This is a genomic window from Pseudomonas sp. GD04015, from assembly GCF_029837675.1.
Classification (GTDB): domain Bacteria; phylum Pseudomonadota; class Gammaproteobacteria; order Pseudomonadales; family Pseudomonadaceae; genus Aquipseudomonas; species Aquipseudomonas paralcaligenes.
The window spans coordinates 24,822-42,926 of record NZ_JAOEEE010000018.1 but is presented as its reverse complement, the minus strand read 5'-3'; the positions used below and the strand labels follow the sequence as shown (position 1 = coordinate 42,926).

Annotated in this window: 10 protein-coding genes; all 10 read left to right on the top strand. The window is 69.3% G+C overall.

Going from position 1 to position 18,105, the window contains the following annotated elements; translation table 11 throughout:
* The first annotated feature begins 76 nt into the window (after window positions 1-76).
* The 10 genes from N7640_RS15925 to N7640_RS15880 all read left to right on the top strand — a co-directional run bounded on the left by N7640_RS15925 (window position 77) and on the right by N7640_RS15880 (window position 17,944).
* Window positions 77-424 carry a hypothetical protein gene (locus N7640_RS15925; protein ID WP_279905737.1) on the top strand — a complete coding sequence of 116 codons (348 nt, stop codon included), beginning with the start codon at window positions 77-79 and terminating at the stop codon, window positions 422-424.
* Window positions 425-468: 44 nt separating this feature from the next.
* Complete coding sequence (locus N7640_RS15920) at window positions 469-1,686, top strand: hypothetical protein (protein WP_279905736.1); 1,218 nt, start codon at window positions 469-471, stop codon at window positions 1,684-1,686.
* Window positions 1,671-3,836 carry an ATP-binding protein gene (locus N7640_RS15915; RefSeq protein ID WP_279905734.1) on the top strand — a complete coding sequence of 722 codons (2,166 nt, stop codon included), beginning with the start codon at window positions 1,671-1,673 and terminating at the stop codon, window positions 3,834-3,836. Before N7640_RS15920 ends, N7640_RS15915 begins: the two co-directional genes overlap by 16 nt.
* Window positions 3,837-3,997: 161 nt before the next feature.
* Window positions 3,998-7,648, top strand: coding sequence for a DUF4132 domain-containing protein (locus N7640_RS15910; RefSeq protein ID WP_279905733.1), 3,651 nt, complete (start codon window positions 3,998-4,000; stop codon window positions 7,646-7,648).
* A 104-nt stretch (window positions 7,649-7,752) separates the two neighbouring features.
* Window positions 7,753-11,394, top strand: a complete 3,642-nt coding sequence (locus N7640_RS15905) for a DUF4132 domain-containing protein (RefSeq protein ID WP_279905732.1) — start codon at window positions 7,753-7,755, stop codon at window positions 11,392-11,394.
* Window positions 11,395-11,428: 34 nt separating this feature from the next.
* The gene (locus N7640_RS15900; protein ID WP_220813605.1) at window positions 11,429-12,541 is read left to right on the top strand and encodes an AAA family ATPase; all 1,113 of its coding nucleotides are present in this window, start codon (window positions 11,429-11,431) and stop codon (window positions 12,539-12,541) included.
* Window positions 12,534-14,897, top strand: coding sequence for a DUF5682 family protein (locus N7640_RS15895; RefSeq protein ID WP_279905731.1), 2,364 nt, complete (start codon window positions 12,534-12,536; stop codon window positions 14,895-14,897). Before N7640_RS15900 ends, N7640_RS15895 begins: the two co-directional genes overlap by 8 nt.
* A complete protein-coding gene (locus N7640_RS15890) occupies window positions 14,890-16,026 on the top strand; it encodes a VWA domain-containing protein (protein WP_279905730.1) in 1,137 nt (378 codons plus the stop codon). Before N7640_RS15895 ends, N7640_RS15890 begins: the two co-directional genes overlap by 8 nt.
* Window positions 16,023-17,639, top strand: a complete 1,617-nt coding sequence (locus N7640_RS15885) for a hypothetical protein (protein ID WP_279905729.1) — start codon at window positions 16,023-16,025, stop codon at window positions 17,637-17,639. Before N7640_RS15890 ends, N7640_RS15885 begins: the two co-directional genes overlap by 4 nt.
* A complete protein-coding gene (locus N7640_RS15880) occupies window positions 17,636-17,944 on the top strand; it encodes a hypothetical protein (RefSeq protein WP_279905728.1) in 309 nt (102 codons plus the stop codon). The genes N7640_RS15885 and N7640_RS15880 overlap by 4 nt, the downstream gene beginning before the upstream one ends.
* The last annotated feature ends 161 nt before the right edge of the window (window positions 17,945-18,105 follow it).

Sequence of the window (18,105 nt, the reverse complement as noted above, 5' to 3'; positions counted from 1 at the left end):
GCCATGATGTCGGGCCATTGCAAACCAAGGCGGCGCTGCTGATACACTCGCGGCCCGCGTAGTCGAGGGAAATGGAATGAAAGCGTTGATCTGCGCGGCGAGCGCCCTGTTGTTCGTGGTCCCGGCGGCCCAGGCCGCCTGCTCGGTGGACCTGGTCGGTACCTGGAGCGTCACCCACACCAGCGAGCGCCTCGGCGCTCCCCGGGTCAAGGAGGACATGCCCTCCGCGTTCAGCTTCTCCAGGGACAACCTGGACGTGAGCCTGCCGTTCATGTCGGCGCAGAGTCCCTACACCTGCTCGGGCAGAACCATCACGGTGCACAAGACCATGCCCTGGGTGCTGGAGATCGTGTCGCCGGGCATGCGCGAGATCGCCTGGAAGGACCAGAACAGCGGCCGCATCTTCTACCTGAAGCGCAGCTGACCGCGGCCGCTGGCCCGGATCGGGAACCTCAGCAGGGGCTAGGAATGGAAGCAGAAGTCTTTTCCACGTTGCTGACCCTGTACATGCGCAGGATTCGCGCCAGCGCCTCCGGCGTGGCCGCCGAGATCGGCCTCAGCCGCGAGGCGGTGAACAACTGGCGCAACGGCCTCTCGCTGCCCAACCCGCGCTCGCGCGACAAGCTGGCGGCGTGCGCGCGCTACCTGCGCCTGACCGAGCAGGAGACCAACCGGCTGTTCAGCGCCGCCGGCTTCGAGCGCGAGTTCCCGCTGCAGGCGGACGGCACCGGCGAGACGCCGTTCGCCGCCTTCATCGAGTCCGTGTTCGAGCAGCTGGGGCGCCTGACCCCCTATCCCATCGGCCTGCTGCTGTCCCAGGCACACTGGGGCCAGCCGCCGTTCCGCCAGGAGCTACTGGCGCGGGCCCGCGGCCTGTACGGCGACGCCTGTGTCCTGCATATCCAGCCGCCCTACAGCACCAGCACCCTGGTCTCGGACTACTTCGCCGCCATCGGCCGCCAGTGCGGCTTCGGCAACGTTACGTCCGACTACGAATTCGAATCCGCGCTGGAGCAGCGCCTGCTGGCCGGCGAGCGCATCTTCTGCCTGGTGAGCCGCTTCGAGCAGGGTACGCCGGCGCTGCGCGAAACGCTGGCCGGCATCCTGCGCAGCCTCAGCGAGATGCACAGCGGTCGCCTGCACCTGCTGCTGTGTGGCGGCGAGGCGCTGGCCGACCTGAAATACCGCAGCGGCGACCTGTCGCTGCTCAACATCGCCCAGGTCCGCTACTGGCCCGAACTCGACCTGTCCGAACTGGCCTCGCTCGCCGCCAAGCGCTGGCCGGGCCGGCGCTTCGACCAGGCGATGCTGGCGGAGCTGCTGGAAAGCTGCGGCGGCCACCCGGCGCTGGCCGAGGAGGGGCTGCAGTGGCTGGTGGAACACGCCGGCCTGAACGCCGCCTCGCAGCGGGCGCTGCAGGACCACCTGGGCGACAGCGCCCGCCTGTGGCAGGCCTTCCTGCCGCTGGCCGAAGACCCCTCTGCGCGTGAGCGCCTGCGCGAACGCCTGACCGCGCTGGACCTCGGCCGGGCCAGCCCCTACCTGGCCGACGGAGAGCTGCGCCGCCTGTTCTGGAACAACCTGATCACGGTACGCGGCCAGGGCGACTCGGCCCGCCTGCATTGGCGCAGCGAGATCATCCGCGCCACCGGCCTGAAGGTGCTGGCGACATGCTGCGCTACCTGATCGAGCGGCTGGCCGAGGCCACGCCGCGCCGGCGAGTGATCATCGCCCTGGCCACCCTGTTCGTCGCCAGCGCCCTGCTCACGCCGCAGTACAACCCGCTCACCCGCGACTACGCGCTCGGCACCGCCAACCTCAGCCGGGTCTGGAACGAGCTGCTGGTGTGGCGCACGGTGATGGCCGAGGCCCGCGCCATCGAAGACGGCTGGCCCAAGGACATCGAGACCTACCGGCCGCCGATCGACGACCCGCTGGTCAGCATCAGCTCGCCGCAGCCGTACCGCCTGGCGGCCGACATCGCCGACCGCGACGAACTGGGCGGCCTGGCCGGCAAGCAGGTGATCCTCGATTTCTCCCGCAGCGACGACAGCTGGGTCTGCCGGCCCGGTGTGCCGCCGATCTCGACCCGCTACCTGCCCATCAGCTGCCAGCGCAGTGGCGGCGAGAGCCCGTTGGTCCTGGACCTGAAGTGGCTGGTGATCATCTGCTTCCTGCTGTTCGTCATCGCCGGCCTGCTGCTGCTGTTCCGCCACCCGCTGCTGGGGCCGGTGCAGATGCGCCCGAAGGCCCTGCTGAGCACGCCGCTGGAGCGCCTGGCCAAGCTCGACCGGCTGCTGGGTATGCTCGGGCGCCGCGCCACCACCCTGCAGGCCGCGGGTGTCACGCCTTCCAGCTGGCAGCAGGCGCTGGCCTGCGCCGCGGACGACGGCGAGGCGCGGGTGGCGCAGCTGGCGCTCAAGCTCGGCGCGAATTCCCAGCCGAGTCCGGGCTGGTCGCTGCCCGGGCAGGTGTTCGAGTGGCGCTTCACCGCCGACCTGCCGTTCGCCCTGGACCGCTGCCTGGTGTACCTGCCGGCCGCCGGCATGGCCGCCGAGCAGATCGTCCACCACCTGCGCGCGGTGCAGACCGGGCTGGACGTGATGCTGGTGCCGACCGCCGAAGGGCAGGAGGAACTGGAGACGTTCTGTGCCGACCACGCCAACCTGTTCGTCGCGCTGGACAGCCCGAGCCAGACGGAATGGCTGCTGGGGCGCAAGCCCGGCGAAGTGCTCCTGCGTCTGCTCGCCGCCCAGCTGCGCCTGACCCGCATCTCCCCCTACCAGACGCGCGGTGGTGTGGTGCGCGCGGACTCCTTCTTCGGCCGCGCCCACCTGCTGGCCCGCGTGCTCAACCGGGAGCCCTCCAACTACCTGGTGGTGGGCGGGCGCCAGCTGGGCAAGAGCAGCCTGCTGAAGGCGGTGCAGCGGCGCCTGCAGAACCATCCGCTGATGGTCTGCCACTACATCTCCCTGCGCGACCACCGGCTGGCGCCGCGCCTGGCCCTGCAGTTCGGCCTGCCGGCGGAAACCCCGCTGGAGCGGATCATCGAGCACGTGGTGGCGAGCCACGAGGGCAAGCGCGTCTTCCTGCTGATCGACGAGGCTGACCTGTTCTTTCGCGACGAGTCCGGCCACGGCTACCCGCAGCTCTCCACCCTGCGCGCGCTGAGCGAGGAGGGGCGCTGCTGGTTCATGCTGGCGGGGTTCTGGGACCTCTACGCCACGGCGGTGCTCGACTACCAGTCGCCACTGCGCAACTTCGGTGAGGTCATCACCATCGGCGGCCTGGAGGCCGATGCCTGCCGGGAGCTGGCCACCATCCCCTTGGCCCGCCTGCGTCTCGGCTTCGCCAGCAGCACGCTGGTCGACGAACTGGTGGAAGCCAGCGGCCAGCGCGCCAACCTGGTGGCGATCATCTGCCAGGAATGCCTGGAAGCCATGGGCCCCGGCGCCTCCGTGGTGGAGCGCGCGCACCTGACCAAGGCGCTGGCCTCCCAGGCGGTGCAGGACGCCCTGGCGGGCTGGGCTCGGCTTAGCCACGACGAGAACGCCTGCCGCCTGGACCGGATCGTCGTCTACCACACCGCCTACCACGGCCGCACCAGCCTGGCCAACCTGGTCGCGCTGATCCGCGCCAGCGGGCGCCACGCCGAGGTCGACGCCCTCAAGCACTCCCTGGCGCGGCTGCTGCTCGGTTTCGTCCTCAAGCGCACGGAAACCGGCTACGCCTTCGCCGTTCCCCTGTTCGCCCGGCAGTTCGACCGGGAGGAGCTGCGGCTGCTGCTGCAACAGGAGCTGGTCAACCTTTCCAGGGCTTCCAGCGGAACGACTTGACGCTACGTCAAGTTTCCCCGGCACCCGACTGGACAACTCGCCGCTTCCTCCGGTCGATGCGAACGACGAATCTGTAGCCGACCGCCAGGCGTGAAGAAAGCCTGGCCCTGTAACCCGCGAAGAACACCGTCAGTGCGTATCGACGGATAAGGAGCGTCACCGTGTCGAGCAATTTCGATGTCATCCTCCATCTGGCCGAGGCCCACGGCCATGATGAGTTCCTGCAACGCCTGAAGCAGGCCTATCGGGAGCGGGATGTCGGCCAGGACCTGGACTACGCCTGCATCGAAGGCTACTGGCGCGGTGAGGCGGCATTGCCCGAGGCATGGCGGCAGCGGCTCGCCCGGGAAATGATCCCAGGCCAGCGGCAGGCCCAGTACTTTTCGATCAGCGCCGTTTCCAGCGCCTTCTACGGCTGGGCGCTGGGCGATCTGCCGCTGCCGGCCTGGCTGGCGTGCTGGGAGCGGCTGGTGGTGGTGCTCGCGCCCTTCACCTCGGACTGCTACCTGGCCTCGAACTGGATGCCCAGGGCCCACTATGTGGACGGCAAGATCCCGGCCCGCGAATGGGAAGGCGTCATGCGTGACGCCATGCTGGCGTGGGCCGGGGCGCTCGCCACCGGCGAGGGCGAGTGGGGTGGCCTGCATCGCTGGCTGCTCGATGCCCAGGCCGATCCGGGTTTGCTGCAGCGGGTGCTGGCCGGAATTCCCAAACTGAGCTCCAGCCAACTGGACATCCTGCTCAACCTGCGCCTGTACCTGACCATCGTCCGCGAGCAACTGCTGCTCGGCGAGCAAGGGCCGGACCACTGGATAGACTGGCTGTACAGCTTCGTGTCACGCCTCGACGATCTGCCCTACCGGCTGAACCTGCGGGGGGACATGTACGCCTTCTGCCACAACCTCACCCTGCCGACCCTGCGCCTGCTCGCCGTCAGCCCGCGTCTGGCCGAAGGCCTGCTCAGCGAGGACCACAACAGGAAATCCGCCAGCAACACGCTGTTCAGCATGTTCGACCTGTCCGTGCTGATGGCGGAACCGTTGCCGGCGTTCGTGGCCTGGCTCGACTCGCTGCCGGGCCAGGTGGTGGGCGGGTTGCGCAGCTCCGAGCGATTCGTTACCGAGTTCCCCGCCGCGTCGCTGGCCCTGGAGCAGCGGCGCTTCGCCGCAAAGGGCGAGATCTATTGCTTCCCGATTTCGCCGGAGTCCGTGGGCTGGTATCGCCAGATCATCGGCCGGGTTCCGTCGGGGGATCGTCTGTTCGAGCGTCTGTGCGAGGTGCTGAGGGATCACCTGGCCGAAGAGCAGTTCCACGAGGTCATCGCCAGCGTCGTGGCGAACGATGAGCGCGCCTGGGTCCACTGGGACATTCTTTCGCACGCGCTGGATACCGACCGCCTCTATGCCTACCTGGACGCCGCCAACGATAGCCTGCGCCACGCTGCCGTCAGGCGCCTGATGAAGCTGGCCGTCACGCTGCGCCAGCCCGGCGCCGACCCCAAGGCCCGTGACGCGTGGCAGGCTGAGCCCGAGAACAGGCAGTTGCTCGAACGTGCCAGCCAGGCGTATCCGCATCTGTTCATCTCCGCGCTTTTCGTGCATGACCTGTGGTCGGGCGCCGACAGCTTCGAGCGCTGGGCCATCCTGTGGCGGGCCGCCAGCCCGGATGACCGGCAGCGGATGGCCGGGCTGCTGCTGGGCAGCCTGCACTACGCGCAGCGCGGTTTCGACGAGCCGGTGCGCTTCGCGGAGTCCCGGTACGCCGAGGCTCCCGAAGCGTTCCAGCAGTACATCGCGAAGGAGCACCCCTACAACCTGTCCGACATCGCGGCCTTGCTGGGGGCCATCGACTCGCCCCTGCAGGCGCTGACGGCCGCTGTCGCCGCACGCTTCATCAAGCCCAGCCAGCGGCCCGGCAAGGCCATCTTCAAGGCCGTGCGCCGCAGCTTGAGCGCCTACCCGGACTCGTTCTCCGCGCTCGACCAGAAGGAGCAACTGCGCCTACTGCCGCTGATGGACGAAGCCTGTGTCGAAGCCTGCCGGGATGCCCTGATCCAGTTGCTGGGCAGCAGCTCCAGGCCGGTCCGCGTTCCGGCCGCCGCGCTCATCGCCCGCTGCAGCCCTGAGCTCATCGAGCGCTGCGCGCTGCTGGATACATCGCCCAAGCCGCGCAAGACCATCCTCACCGGCATGGCGCTGTCGCGCGCCTCCGGGATGGCTGGACTGATCGCCCGCCACCTGGACGACAAGGCCCACGACGACTACAGCCGCAACCTGAGCCTGGATGCGCTGGAGCGGGCCCAATATCCGCTCCAGGGGCTGGACCCCTGGCTCGACCTGGACCTGGCGGCCCTGCAGGCGATAGCGCGCGACGCCACCATCGCGCCCGTCGTCGACCTGTACTGGGACGACCGGGTTGCGCAACTCACCGAGGCGCTCGGCGAGGCGCTGGGGCGTTACGCGCTATCGCTGCTGGCCGAGTCCGGCGAAGGCGGGCTGCCGCGCCGGGTGCGGCAGATCACGCGCCTGATGCCCGCCGGCCGGTGCAGCGACCTGGCGCTGCACGCCGTCGAGTTCTGGATACTGCGCGAGGACTCGACCGAGTTCGACTGGCTGCTGCCTCTGCTGGAGCTGTACGGGGACGAGCGGGCGGTCAACGCCCTGGTCAAGGCCATCAAGGGCTGGAAGAAACAGCGCAAGGCCAAGGCCGCCCTGGGGCTGCGCACGCTCTGTCGGATTCCGGGCGTCTACGGCGCTTCCCAGGCGCGCGAGCTGTGGGAGAACGGCAAGTTCGCCGAGGCGCTCAAGGACACCACCCGGCAGATCCTGGTCGAGGCCGCCCAGCAGCAGGACATGGACCTGGACGAATTCCTCGAACTGTTGGTGCCCGATTTCGGCATGCAGCGCGACGGCCTCAGGCTGGACGTCGGCAGCACCGTTTACACCGTGCGCATCGCGGCGGACATGAGCCTGGTGGTGGTGGCCGAAAACGGCAAGGCCGGCAAGAGTCTGCCCAAGGCCAAGGCCGGCGAGGACCCGGCCAAGCGTGACCTGGCGGAGGCGCAGTTCAAGGCCTTGTCGAAGAACCTCAAGCCCGTGCTCAAGCAGCAGGGCAAGCGGCTGGTCGGTCACTTCCAGCTGGGCACCAGCTGGACGGCGCAGACCTGGCGCCGGTTGTTCGTCGAGCAGCCGCTGATGAGCTGCATCGGCCAGGCCGTGGTGTGGGCCGCGGAAGACGCGGACGGCCAACCCCTGGTCCGTTTCCGCCCGGATGCCACCGGCGTCCTGATCGACCTCGACGACGTGCCGGTGGAACTGCCCGCCGATGCGCAGGTGCACATCGCCCATCCGCTGGAACTGAATGTCGCCGAGAGCGAAGCCTGGGCGCAGCACATGGCCGACTACGAGCTGACCTCGCCCATCGGCCAATGGGAGGCGGCCGTCTGCCCGCCGACCGAACAGGAACTGGGCGCCGAGCAGATCGACCGGGCCAAGGGCGTCAACGTGACCCGCGCCCAGATCGGCGGCCTGCTGGATCGCTGGGGCTACACCAAGGGGCATACCGGCGACGGCGCCATGATCGATGACCACTACGCCTATCTCGACAACCAGCGCTGGATGATCCGCCTCGATCACGATGGCTTCAGCGTCATCTTCGAGGCCGAGGAGCCGGTGGAGGTGGGCTCGTTCACGGTCAGCCGCAAGGACGACGACGGCCCCTACGTGCCGCAGCGGCTCAAGGACCTGCCGCCGACCCTGCTCAATACGCTGCTGGCCCAGGCCGAGACCCTGCTGCGGCTGGAGTCGGCCTGATGCCTTCGCGCTGCGAACCGATGAGACGCGGGCCGGATGACCGGCCGCGACCGGTGCGAGCCTCTGAGAAACAGCACTTCGAAATCTACCCGGGACGGTGATTCATGACGGACGACATCGACTTTATCCATCATCTGGCGCAGGCCAAGGACGAGGCGGACTTTCTGCAGCGGCTGGCCAGCGCCTACCAGCGACACTCCATCGGCGCGGGGCTCGACTTCGCTGGCGTGGAGCGCTACTGGCGGGCGCAGGCGGACCTGCCTGACGAGTGGCGCAGGGTGCTGGCGCAGAACGCCTATCTGCACAACCACGGCGCCTCCAACTTCTACATCGGCGACCGCGTCAAGGCGTTCTATGGCTGGGCACTGGCCGACCGGCCCGCCGAGGCGTGGCTGGACTGCTGGGAGCGCGTCATCCTGCTGTTCAGCCCCTTCGCCAGCAGCGGGAGCCTGGGCCGGACCTGGCTGCCCAGCGCGAGCGGAGCCGGGCAGCGCGCCTGGGAACGCGTGGCGGGCACGCTGATGAAGGCATGGGCCCGGGATATCGCCACTGGCGAGGGCGACTGGTTGGCGGTTCACCAGTGGCTGCTGGCGGCGCAAGCCGATCCCGCGTGCCTGAGCGATGCACTGGTCGAGTGGCAGGAGCTTCCTCTGTTTGTCGTGGAAAGGCTGATCGGGCTTCGGATGTTCATGACGATCATCCGGGAACAGCTCCAACTCGACGAGGTGACTCCGGAGCGCTGGATCGATCTGCTGCTGGTCAATGCAGGAAGCATCTCACGCAGTCCCGATGACTCCGATTTCCCTTATGGCGTGGCCCGAAACGTCAGGCACCAGTTCCACCTGCCGCTGCTGAAGCTCTTGGTCGAGAGCCCACGCCTGAGGGAGATTCTGGGCGCGGATTCGGCGAGGGACTTCCCCGTCAGTGAAATCTTCGGTGATCTCAACCTGGCGGTTCTGGTCGCCGAGCCTCTGGATGGGTTCAGGCAGCTCCTGGAGGGCACCTCGAAAAAGGTACTGGCCGGTCTGTGGGGCAATGGCGAATTCCACGCCCGTTGCCCGGAGGCGGCATTGATGTTCCACCAGCGCAAGTTCGAGCTGGGGGCGGGATTCAGCACGGACCTGAACTCGCCGAAGGCCCTGGAATGGTATGGCGAGGTCATTGCCCAGATCCCGTCGGATAGCCGGGATTTTGCCGAGGTACTGGAGAAGCTGGCGGATCACCTCGACGAGGCCGCTCTGCACGACCTCATCGTGCGGGTGCTCGCCAACGATCCGCAGGCCCGGCCGTGCTTCAGGCTGCTCGATAAGGTTGCGGATGTGGACCGGCTCCGCTCCTACCTGAAGTCACCCAATGCCTCGTTGCCGGGCATGGCTGCGGTGCGTTTGCTCGAGCTGGCCACTGTCCTCAGGAATGCTGACGACGAGGACGGCTGGGGCCGGGATGCCTGGGTGCCGGAGCCAGGCAACTGGGAGGTGCTGACCCAGGTCAGCCGGGATTATCCCGCGCTCTTTATCGACTGCCTGGACGCGGGCGACCTCTGGCGGGGGCGCGATCGCATCGAGCGCTGGACGTTGCTCTGGAGTACCGCAGGTGATGCCGACGACCGCCTGAAAATAATAGAGAAATGCTTTGCCTATGATGGCTTGGGCAGCGACACCGAGCACCAAGGGCTGATGGCTTTTGTCGAGACGCTGTTCGACGAGGCCCCGCAGCTTTTCCATCGATACGTCGAAGAGGAATATGACGATTCCCTGAAGCGCGTGGTCGTGGCACTCGGGAGCCACCAGACGCCGCTGTTGCAACTGCTTCCCTCGATGGCCGGCCGCTTCCTGACGCTCGGCTCGCGCGCCCGTCCGGCGGTCGTGCAAGCCGTGCGGCGCGCCCTGCTGGTCCATCCCTCGGCATTCGCCGATCTCGACGAGAAGGCGCAGATCACCTTGCTGCCCCTGTTCGACGATGCGTGCCTCGAAGCCTGTGCCGATGCCTTGAGCCGGGTCTTCGCCAGCAACTCGAAGACGCTGCGGGCGCCCGCGGTATCCCTGGTCGCCCGGTGCGCTCCCCAGGTGTTGCTGCGCAGCGGTCTGCTCGACGCCGCGCCGAAGGCCCGCAAGCCGGTGCTGATCGGCATGGCCCTGTCCCCGGACCCGGGCATGGCGGAGCCGATCGCGCGGCATATCGCCGACAAGGCCCACGACGAGTACAGCCGCAGCGTCAGCCTCGATGCGCTGGAGCGCGCCGGGTACCCGCTGCAGGGGCTCGACCCCTGGGCCGGCGTCGACCTGGCGGGCCTGCAGGCCCAGGCGAAGGGCGCCAAGGTCCCCTCGGCGGTCGGCAAATGCTGGAACGACGCCTTTGCCAGCCTGCTGGCGCCCCTCGGCGAGCCGCTCGGGCAGTTCCTGCTGGCCATCCTCGCCGAAGGCGGCGAAGTGCTGCCGCGGCGTGCCCGGCAGATCCTGGCGTTCCTGCCGGCCGGGCGGCGCAGCGACCTGGCGCTGCTCGGCGTCGAGCAGTGGATCGCCGCCGATGGCGCGACCGCCCAGGACTGGCTGCTGCTGCCGCTGGAGCCCTACGGCGACGAGCGCGCGGCCAATGCCCTGGTCAAGGCCGTCAAGGACTGGAAGAAGGTGCGCAAGCAGAAGGCCAGCGCCGCCATCCGCCTGCTGTGCCGGTTGCCTGGCAACTATGGGGTGTCCCAGGCGCGCGAACTGTGGGAGAGCGGCAAGTTCTCCGATTCGATCATGCAGAATGCCCGCCTGGCGCTCACCGAGGTGGCGCAGAAGCAGGACATGACCCTGGAGGAGTTTCTCGAACAACTGGTGCCCGATTTCGGCCTGCAGCGCGACGGCCTGAAGCTGGATGTGGGGCCGACCGTCTACACCGTGCGCATCCGCCCCGACCTGAGCCTGGCGGTGCTGGACGAGAAGGGCAAGGCCGGCAAGAGCCTGCCCAAGGCCAAGGCCGGCGAGGACCCGGACAAGCGCAGCCTGGCGGAGAACCAGTACAAGGCGCTGACCAAGAACCTCAAGCCGGTGCTCAAGCAGCAGGCCAGGCGCCTGACCCGTGCCTTGCAGCTCGGCACCTCCTGGCCGGCCGAGACCTGGCGCCGCCTGTTCGCCGAGCATCCGTTGATGGCCTGCATCGCCCAGGGCGTGGTGTGGGCCGCTGAGTCGGCGGATGGCCAGCCATTGGCGCGTTTCCGGCCGGACGATACCGGCGCATTGATCGACCTGCAGGACCGGGACTTCACCTTGGCGGACGGCGCGCGGGTGCATATCGCCCATCCCCTGGAACTGGAGGAGGCCGAGCGCGCGGCCTGGGCGCAGCACTTCGCCGACTACGCCCTGGTTTCGCCGATCGGCCAATGGGAGGTCGTGGTGGTTCGACCTTCCGCCGAGGAGCTGCAGGCCAGCGAACTCGCCCGCGCCAAGGGCGCGTGCCTGTCGCGTGGCAAGCTGGGCAGCCTGCTGGAGCGCTGGGGCTACATCAAGGGGGAGGCCGGCGATGGCGCGATGGTCAACGAGCACTACTGGTCCCTGGACGGCGAGCGCTGGCTGATGAGCCTCGACCATAGCGGAATCAGTGTGTTCTTCGATCCGGACGAGGAAGTGGAAGTCGGGACCTTCACGGTGAGCAGGCGGGAAGAGGAGGGTTATGTCCGCCAGCGCATGGAGGATCTGCCGCCCGCCTTGCTCAACACCTTGCTGGCCCAGGCTGAAACGCTGTTGCAACTGGAGTCGGCCTGATGGCCGCGCCGCATGCCACCACGAGGAGAGGCGAATGAGCGGGAACGATCCGAAAAGTGACGCGGTCCAGCGCCTGCCCGCCGAGCAGGCGCACGCCGCCGAGCTGCAGCGCCTGGCCGAGGCCGACGGCGGCCCGCGTCCGCCCGGCTGGCGCCTGTCGCCGGCCATGGTGCGCACCTTCATCCTCGGCAGCGGTGGCGACGAGATCGGCGGTGCCCCGGTGCTGCGCAAGGTGTTCGGCAACGACGATGTGGTCGAGCGCGCCATCGTCACCCTGATCGGCCAGCGCGGGCTGATGCTAGTGGGCGAGCCCGGTACGGCCAAGTCGCTGCTGTCGGAGCTGCTGGCGGCGGCCATCTGCGGCGACAGCACCCTCGCCGTGCAGGGCAGCGCCGGGGTGGTCGAGGAGAACATCCGCTACGGCTGGAACTACGCCCTCCTGCTGCGTTCCGGGCCGGGCCCCGAGGCGCTGGTGCCCGGGCCGCTGCACCGGGCCATGAGCCGTGGCGCCCTGCTGCGTTTCGAGGAAATCACCCGCTGCCCGACCGAGGTGCAGGACAACCTCATCCCCATCCTCTCCGAGCGCCTGCTGCAGGTGCCGGAGATGAAGGAGAGCGACGGCGCCTACCTGCTGGCGCAGCCGGGCTTCAACGTGATCGCCACCGCCAACCTCAAGGACCGCGGCGTCAACGATATGTCCTCGGCGCTCAAGCGACGCTTCAATTTCGAAACCATGCGCCCGCTGGCGCGCCTGCAGGAGCAGAAGGAACTGCTGCAGCGCGAGGTCAACCGCCAACTGAGCGAGCAGGGCATCGCCACCGGGTTGAGCGGCGATGTGGCGCAGCTGCTGGCGACCGCCTTCCAGGAGCTGCGCGCCGGCAGCGTGCAGGGCACGGCGGTCGAGTCGCCGACGACGGTGCTGTCGACGGCCGAGGCCATCGCGGTGGCCTTCAGCGCGGCGGTGCAGTGTCACTACTTCGGCCTGCCCGAGGTGCGGCCGCGCGACTTGTCGCGCTTCATGCTGGGCACGGTGATCAAGGATGACGAGCAGGATGCCCGGCGCTTCCGCGACTACCTGCGCGTGGTGCGGCGGCTGCGCAGCGGCAGCCCGGAGTGGCAGGACTTTGCCGACGCCCAGGATGACTGAGGCCTGGGACTTCGCGCGGCTGCCCCCGGCCTATGCCGCCCATCCCGAGCTGATCTGGGCGCCGATCCGCCATCACAGCCCGCATTGCGCCTGGCAGGTGCGCCGGCTGATCGAGGCCGTTCGCCCGGACGTGGTGCTCATCGAGGGACCCAGCGAGGCCAACGACCTGCTGCCCCACCTGCTGGACGAGCAGACCCGGCCGCCGGTGGCGCTGTTCATCCATGCCCGGTCGCCCGCCAGGCAGACCGCCCAGGCGCGCTGCTTCGTGCCGATGGCCGCCATGTCGCCGGAGTGGGTCGCGCTGCGCGAGGCCAACCGCCTGGGCATCGAGGCCCGCTTCATCGATCTGCCCTACATGGCCCGCCAGGCGCTGCTGGACCCGGACGCCGAGGCGGACGACGAGCTGGAGCCGCCGCTCAACGACGATCGCCAGATGGTCCGGGCCGATGCCATGGCCACGCTGCTGGCGGTCAGCGGTTGTGCGGATTTCGACACCTGGTGGGAGCGCCATTTCGAGAGCGGCGTCGTCTACCCGGAGGCGGAGGACTTCTTCGTCCGCCTGCTGCACCTGGGCCACTACCTGCGGGAGGGTGACGGGATCGATGCCCTGACCCTGGCGCGCGAAGCGCACATGGCGCTGGCGATCAACCGGGCGCGGGCGGAGGGCAAGCGCTGCCTGGTCGTGTGCGGCGCGTTCCATTGCCTGGGCATCCTGGCGCAGCTGGAGGCGCCCGGCGCGTTTCCCGAAGTGGCGGCGGATGCGGCCGGCGTGCACCTGGTGAACTACTCGCTGCAACGGCTCAACGCGACCCGCCACTATGCCGCCGGTATCCCGGATTGCGCGTACCAGGCGCGGGTCTGGTCGGTGCTGTCGCGGCGGCGGGAGAATTCCGGCGAGGTGCATCAGGAGGTGCACGCCGGCCTGGCCCTGGAGCTGGTCGAGCACCTGCGCCAGCAGCGTCTGGGCGCGGCCTTTCCGGACGCGGTGGAGGCGGTGGTCATGGCCAGGCGGCTGGCGGCTCTGCGCGGGTACGGGGTAGGGCGGCTGGAACTGCGCGAGGCGCTGCTCAGCAGCGTGCTCAAGCAGGCCCGGGACGGCAGCGAACAGGCGCTGCTGGCCGAGATCGAGCGCTTTCTCGCCGGCAACGAGAGTGGCCGCCTGCCGGCGGGCTTGCCGGTGCCGCCGCTGGTGGCCGACTTCCGCCAGTACTGCCGTCGCCTGCGCCTGCCATCTTCCGCCGGCGCGCCGCTCGAGCGGGCGCTGGATATCTACCGCAGCGCCAGGCACCGCGAGCAGTCGCATATGCTGCATCGCCTGGAATTCCTCGGGGTGCCCTACGCGACCCTGCTCGCCGGCCCGCGCTTCGCCCAGGGGCAGGACCTGCAGCGGGTGCGCGAGGTGTGGTCGGTTCGCTGGCAGCCGGAAACGGAGGCCGTGCTGACCGAGCGCAGCCACTATGGCGGCCGCCTGCTGGACGCGGCGACCGCCTGCTGCCGCGAACGCATGGAGCAGGCCCGGCGCCAGCGCAGGGAGCCGGCGAGCCTGCTGATCGAAGCCCTGGCGATGGGGCTGCACGACCTGCTCGGCGCCCTGTTGCATCAGGTCGAGCATTGGCTGGAAAGGGAGGGCGATCTGCTCGAACTGTGCCGGGGCCTGCTGCGCCTGGACGCCGCCCGCCACGCGCGCTCGGCGCTGGGTGGGCAGGGGCTGGAAGCGCTCGACGGGCTGCTCGCCCTGTGTTTCCAGCGCATCTGCCTGTGCCTGCCCTGGCAGAGCGGGTTGTCCCAGGAAAACCATGACGAGCTGGCCGATGCCCTGGTGGACATGCTCAACCTGGTTACCCTGGACACCCCGGGTTGCGAGCCGGAGGCCTTCTTCGAGGCGTTGCAATTGATGCTGACGATGCAGCCTTCGGCACTGCTGAGAGGGCTGATCCATGGCGTGCTGCTGGAAGGGCGGCGGATGGATGTGGAGGCCGTGGTCGATGCCCTGGGCGCGACGGCAGGTGAGGCCTTCGTCGACGTCGAGGCACCGGGGCGGTTCGTCGCCGGATTCCTGCGCGTCGCCCGCCACCGCCTGCTGCAGGAGGAGCGGTTGCAGGCATGTATGGGCGATATGTTGTTGTCCTGGGGCGAGGAGACCTTTCTCCAGGCCCTGCCGGGTCTGCGCCTGGCCTTCACCCAGCTGTCGCCGCGCCAGTTGAGCGAGCTGGCGGGCAACGTCATGCCGGGCGTCGCTGCGCGTCTGCCGGCAGCGTCGCGGCACTGGTCGAGCGACGACCTGCAGCGCGCGGCGCAGCTGCGGTCGGACCTGGGTGCGGCGCGCCTGCTCTGGGACGGAGGGCGCGATGACTGATGCCGAACTGCGCCGGCGCTGGCGCCTGGTGCTGGGGCGGGACAGCGAGCCCACCGGTGGAGAGCTGAGCGGGGTCGATGGCGCCCGCGATGCGGCGCTGGACTACCTGTACCAGCGTGAATACGCCCAGCGCACCCACGGGCCGCGGGACCACGAGCGTGGCGCCGGCAGCGAAGGCTCCCGGCTGACCGCGGTACGCTGGCTGGAGGGTGTGCGTCGCCTGTTCCCGCAGGGCACGGTGGAGACCCTGCAGCGCCAGGCGATCGAGCGCTACGGCCTGACCGCGTTGCTGACCGATCCCGAGGTGCTGCGCCGGGCCACGCCGAACATCGAACTGGTACAGACGCTGCTGACCTTCCGCCACTGGCTGCCGGAAGCCCTGATGGGCGAGGTCAGACAGATCATCCGGCAGGTCTGCGACGACCTGGCCGAGCGGCTGGCGCGCAACGTGCGCAACCGGATCGAAGGGCGGCGGATACGCCATGCCCAGGGCGGCCGGCCCAGCCACGCGGTGCTGGACTGGTCGATGACGCTGCGCCGCAACCTGCGCCACTACGACCTGGAAAACCAGGTGCTGCTGTTGCAGCGCCTCTACTACAACCCGCAGCGCCAGCGCCGTCTGCCCTGGGAGATCATCCTGGTGGTCGACCAGAGCGGGTCGATGAGCAGCTCGGTGATCCATGCCGCGGTGGTCGCCGGCATCTTCAGCCGCCTGCGCAGCCTGCAGACGCGGATGCTGCTGTTCGATACCCAGGTGGTGGATGTCGGCGACCGTCTCGACGACCCGGTGGACACGCTGCTGGCGGTGCAGCTGGGCGGCGGTACCGACATCGGCCTGGCCCTCGCCCACGCGGAAACCCTGGTGACCCGGCCGAGCCGCTGCATGCTGGTGCTGATCAGCGACTTCTGCGAGGGGGCCGACCCGGCCCGGATGCTCGGCTGCGTGACGCGCCTGGCCGATTCCGGGATCAGCCTGCTCGGCCTGGCCGCGCTGGACGAGCAGGCGCAGCCGGCCTACGACCAGGCGATGGCGGGCGAACTGGTCGCGCGCGGCATGGCGGTGGCGGCGATGACGCCCGAGCACCTGGCCGACTGGGTGGCCAACTGCATGGCGGAGAAGGGGGCATGAGCCTGCACGCCTGGCTGCGCGGCCTCACCGAGGAGACCCTGGTGGGCTGGGCCAATCGCGGCCTGGTCCGGCGGGCGCGCAAGCTGCTGGAGGATCAGGACCCCACCGGCTGGTTGCTGGAGGAGGCGCGCGCCGAGGCCGAACTGGAGGGCTACCGGCAACAGCTGGACGGTGTCGGTTTCGAACACCTGCGATGCAGCTGCCCCGCCTTCGGTGTCTGCCACCATCAACTGGGCCTGCTGCTCGGGCTGAGCGAGCGCCTGGCCGCTGGCGCCGAAACGGCTCCGCTTGCGCTGGAGCCGGAGGCGGGCGAGCCCTGGCTGATCGACGACGCCGGCGAGCGCGAGAGGCTGCTGGGGCGGGCTTCCATCACCAAGGCCCGGCGCTGGCGGGCCCAGGGTGCCGAGGCGCAATGGGTGATCGATGACCGCCAGTTGGCGGCGACGCTGACCGATCCCGAGGTCGCCACGCTGATGATCCCGCGCGCCGGTGGCCTGCCGGCGTCGCTGTGCTCCTGCCGGGAAAGCCGCTGCGCCCACCGTGCGCTGGTCGTGTTGCAGCTGGTCGAGCCGGACGAGCCGGAGGCCGAGGCGCTGAGCGACGCCCAGCGGCAGGCACTGGCGGCGCTCGATGGCTGGCTGGAGGAGCTGGCCGCGATCGGCATGAGCGGCGGTTCGAGCCTGTTCGTCGCGCGTGGGCAGGCCCTGGCCACCGAGTTGCTACAGGCCGACCTGCCGCTGCCGGGGCGCCTGCTGGCGCGCCTGGCGGGCCTGCTCGACGACGAGCGCCAGGGCATGGCCGCCAGCCAGGTGCGGCAGGTGCGCCGCCAACTGGCGGAGCTGCTGGCCCACCGCCATGCGCTGGCCCGGGTGCCGTTGCCGCAGCCGCTGTCACGGCTGGCCGGCCTGCACCGGCAGAAGTTCGCCGCCTGCGAGAACCTGCGCCTGCTGTGCCTGACCGCCGAATGCTGGGAGACCGCCGGCGGCTACCGCGGATACCGCCTGCATTTCGTTTCTCCCACGGATCGCCGTTGCTACAGCCTGTCCGAGTCCCGCTCACAGGCCTTGCATCCCGACTGGAGCGCCGAGGGCGCGCTGGCCCAGGCGATGCTCGCCGACCAGCCGGCGGTGAAGCTGCTGGGCATGGAGTGCCTGCTGGAACGGGGCTGGGTCAGCGAGGACGGACGGCTCTCCGCCCGTGCCGGAACGCGCCTGCGGGTGATCGAACCCTGGCCGAAGGAGGCGCTGCCGGCACTGGTCGATGCGCCTGCTGCCCGCCTGCTGCGCATCGCCGAGCATCGTCAGGCCTGGCTCTACCGCAGCGATCCGCAGCCCTGGGGGCTGGTGTCCGCGCGCCTGCTCAAGGCACCGGTGTTCGAGCGCCTGGGGCAGCGCTGGCTGGGCGAGGCGGCTAGCGAGGACGGCTATCGCTTTCCCCTGGTGATGGCCGCTGGCGCCGGGTGCCCGCGCGCCGCCCGTATCCTGGCGGCGGCGGAGGGCGACGACGTGCTGCTGTTCGGCCGCTGGGTCGTCGAGGGCGATGCGCCCCTTTTCTCACCGGTCGCGCTGTTCGACGCCCGTGGCCGGCATCATCTGTTCAGTGAGGTTCGATGAACGATCCGTTGAGGGACTGGCTGGAAGACTGGGGGCAGTGGCTCGACGCCCTGCTGGCCACCGGCCTGGCCTGCCCGACCCGCGAGGCGAGGCAGCGCATCGCCCGCTGGAGCGAGGAGGCCGAGCTGCTCGGTTTCCTCGACCAGCGCCTGGCCGCGTTGCGCCTGCTCGAAGAAGGCGTGGCGATGGCGGAGCGGGCCCGCACCTTCTTCGCACTGCTGCAGGAGCAGGACATGCTGATGCGGCTGTACGAGGTTCGGCAGCTCAGGGACCGGGCCGAGGCGCTGGCAGAGCCTCTCGTATAGCTATCCTTTGGGCGAATTCAGGGGCGCACAGCGCACTCAGCGGTTCGCTTTCGCGGACCGCGCATGTGTGTCCGCCGTTACGCCGTCGCAGCGGTTGCCCAGCATTTCACTAAAACCTTCTTCCCGCCCCCACGGTCGACAGATTGACAGGCATTTTTGGC

Coding starts and splice junctions, on each gene's coding strand:
- N7640_RS15925 (WP_279905737.1), top strand. CDS start 77: ATGAAAGCGTTGATCTGCGCGGCGAGCGCCCTGTTGTTCGTGGTCCCG.
- N7640_RS15895 (WP_279905731.1), top strand. CDS start 12,534: ATGACTGAGGCCTGGGACTTCGCGCGGCTGCCCCCGGCCTATGCCGCC.
- N7640_RS15890 (WP_279905730.1), top strand. CDS start 14,890: ATGACTGATGCCGAACTGCGCCGGCGCTGGCGCCTGGTGCTGGGGCGG.
- N7640_RS15885 (WP_279905729.1), top strand. CDS start 16,023: ATGAGCCTGCACGCCTGGCTGCGCGGCCTCACCGAGGAGACCCTGGTG.
- N7640_RS15880 (WP_279905728.1), top strand. CDS start 17,636: ATGAACGATCCGTTGAGGGACTGGCTGGAAGACTGGGGGCAGTGGCTC.
- N7640_RS15900 (WP_220813605.1), top strand. CDS start 11,429: ATGAGCGGGAACGATCCGAAAAGTGACGCGGTCCAGCGCCTGCCCGCC.
- N7640_RS15905 (WP_279905732.1), top strand. CDS start 7,753: ATGACGGACGACATCGACTTTATCCATCATCTGGCGCAGGCCAAGGAC.
- N7640_RS15915 (WP_279905734.1), top strand. CDS start 1,671: ATGCTGCGCTACCTGATCGAGCGGCTGGCCGAGGCCACGCCGCGCCGG.
- N7640_RS15920 (WP_279905736.1), top strand. CDS start 469: ATGGAAGCAGAAGTCTTTTCCACGTTGCTGACCCTGTACATGCGCAGG.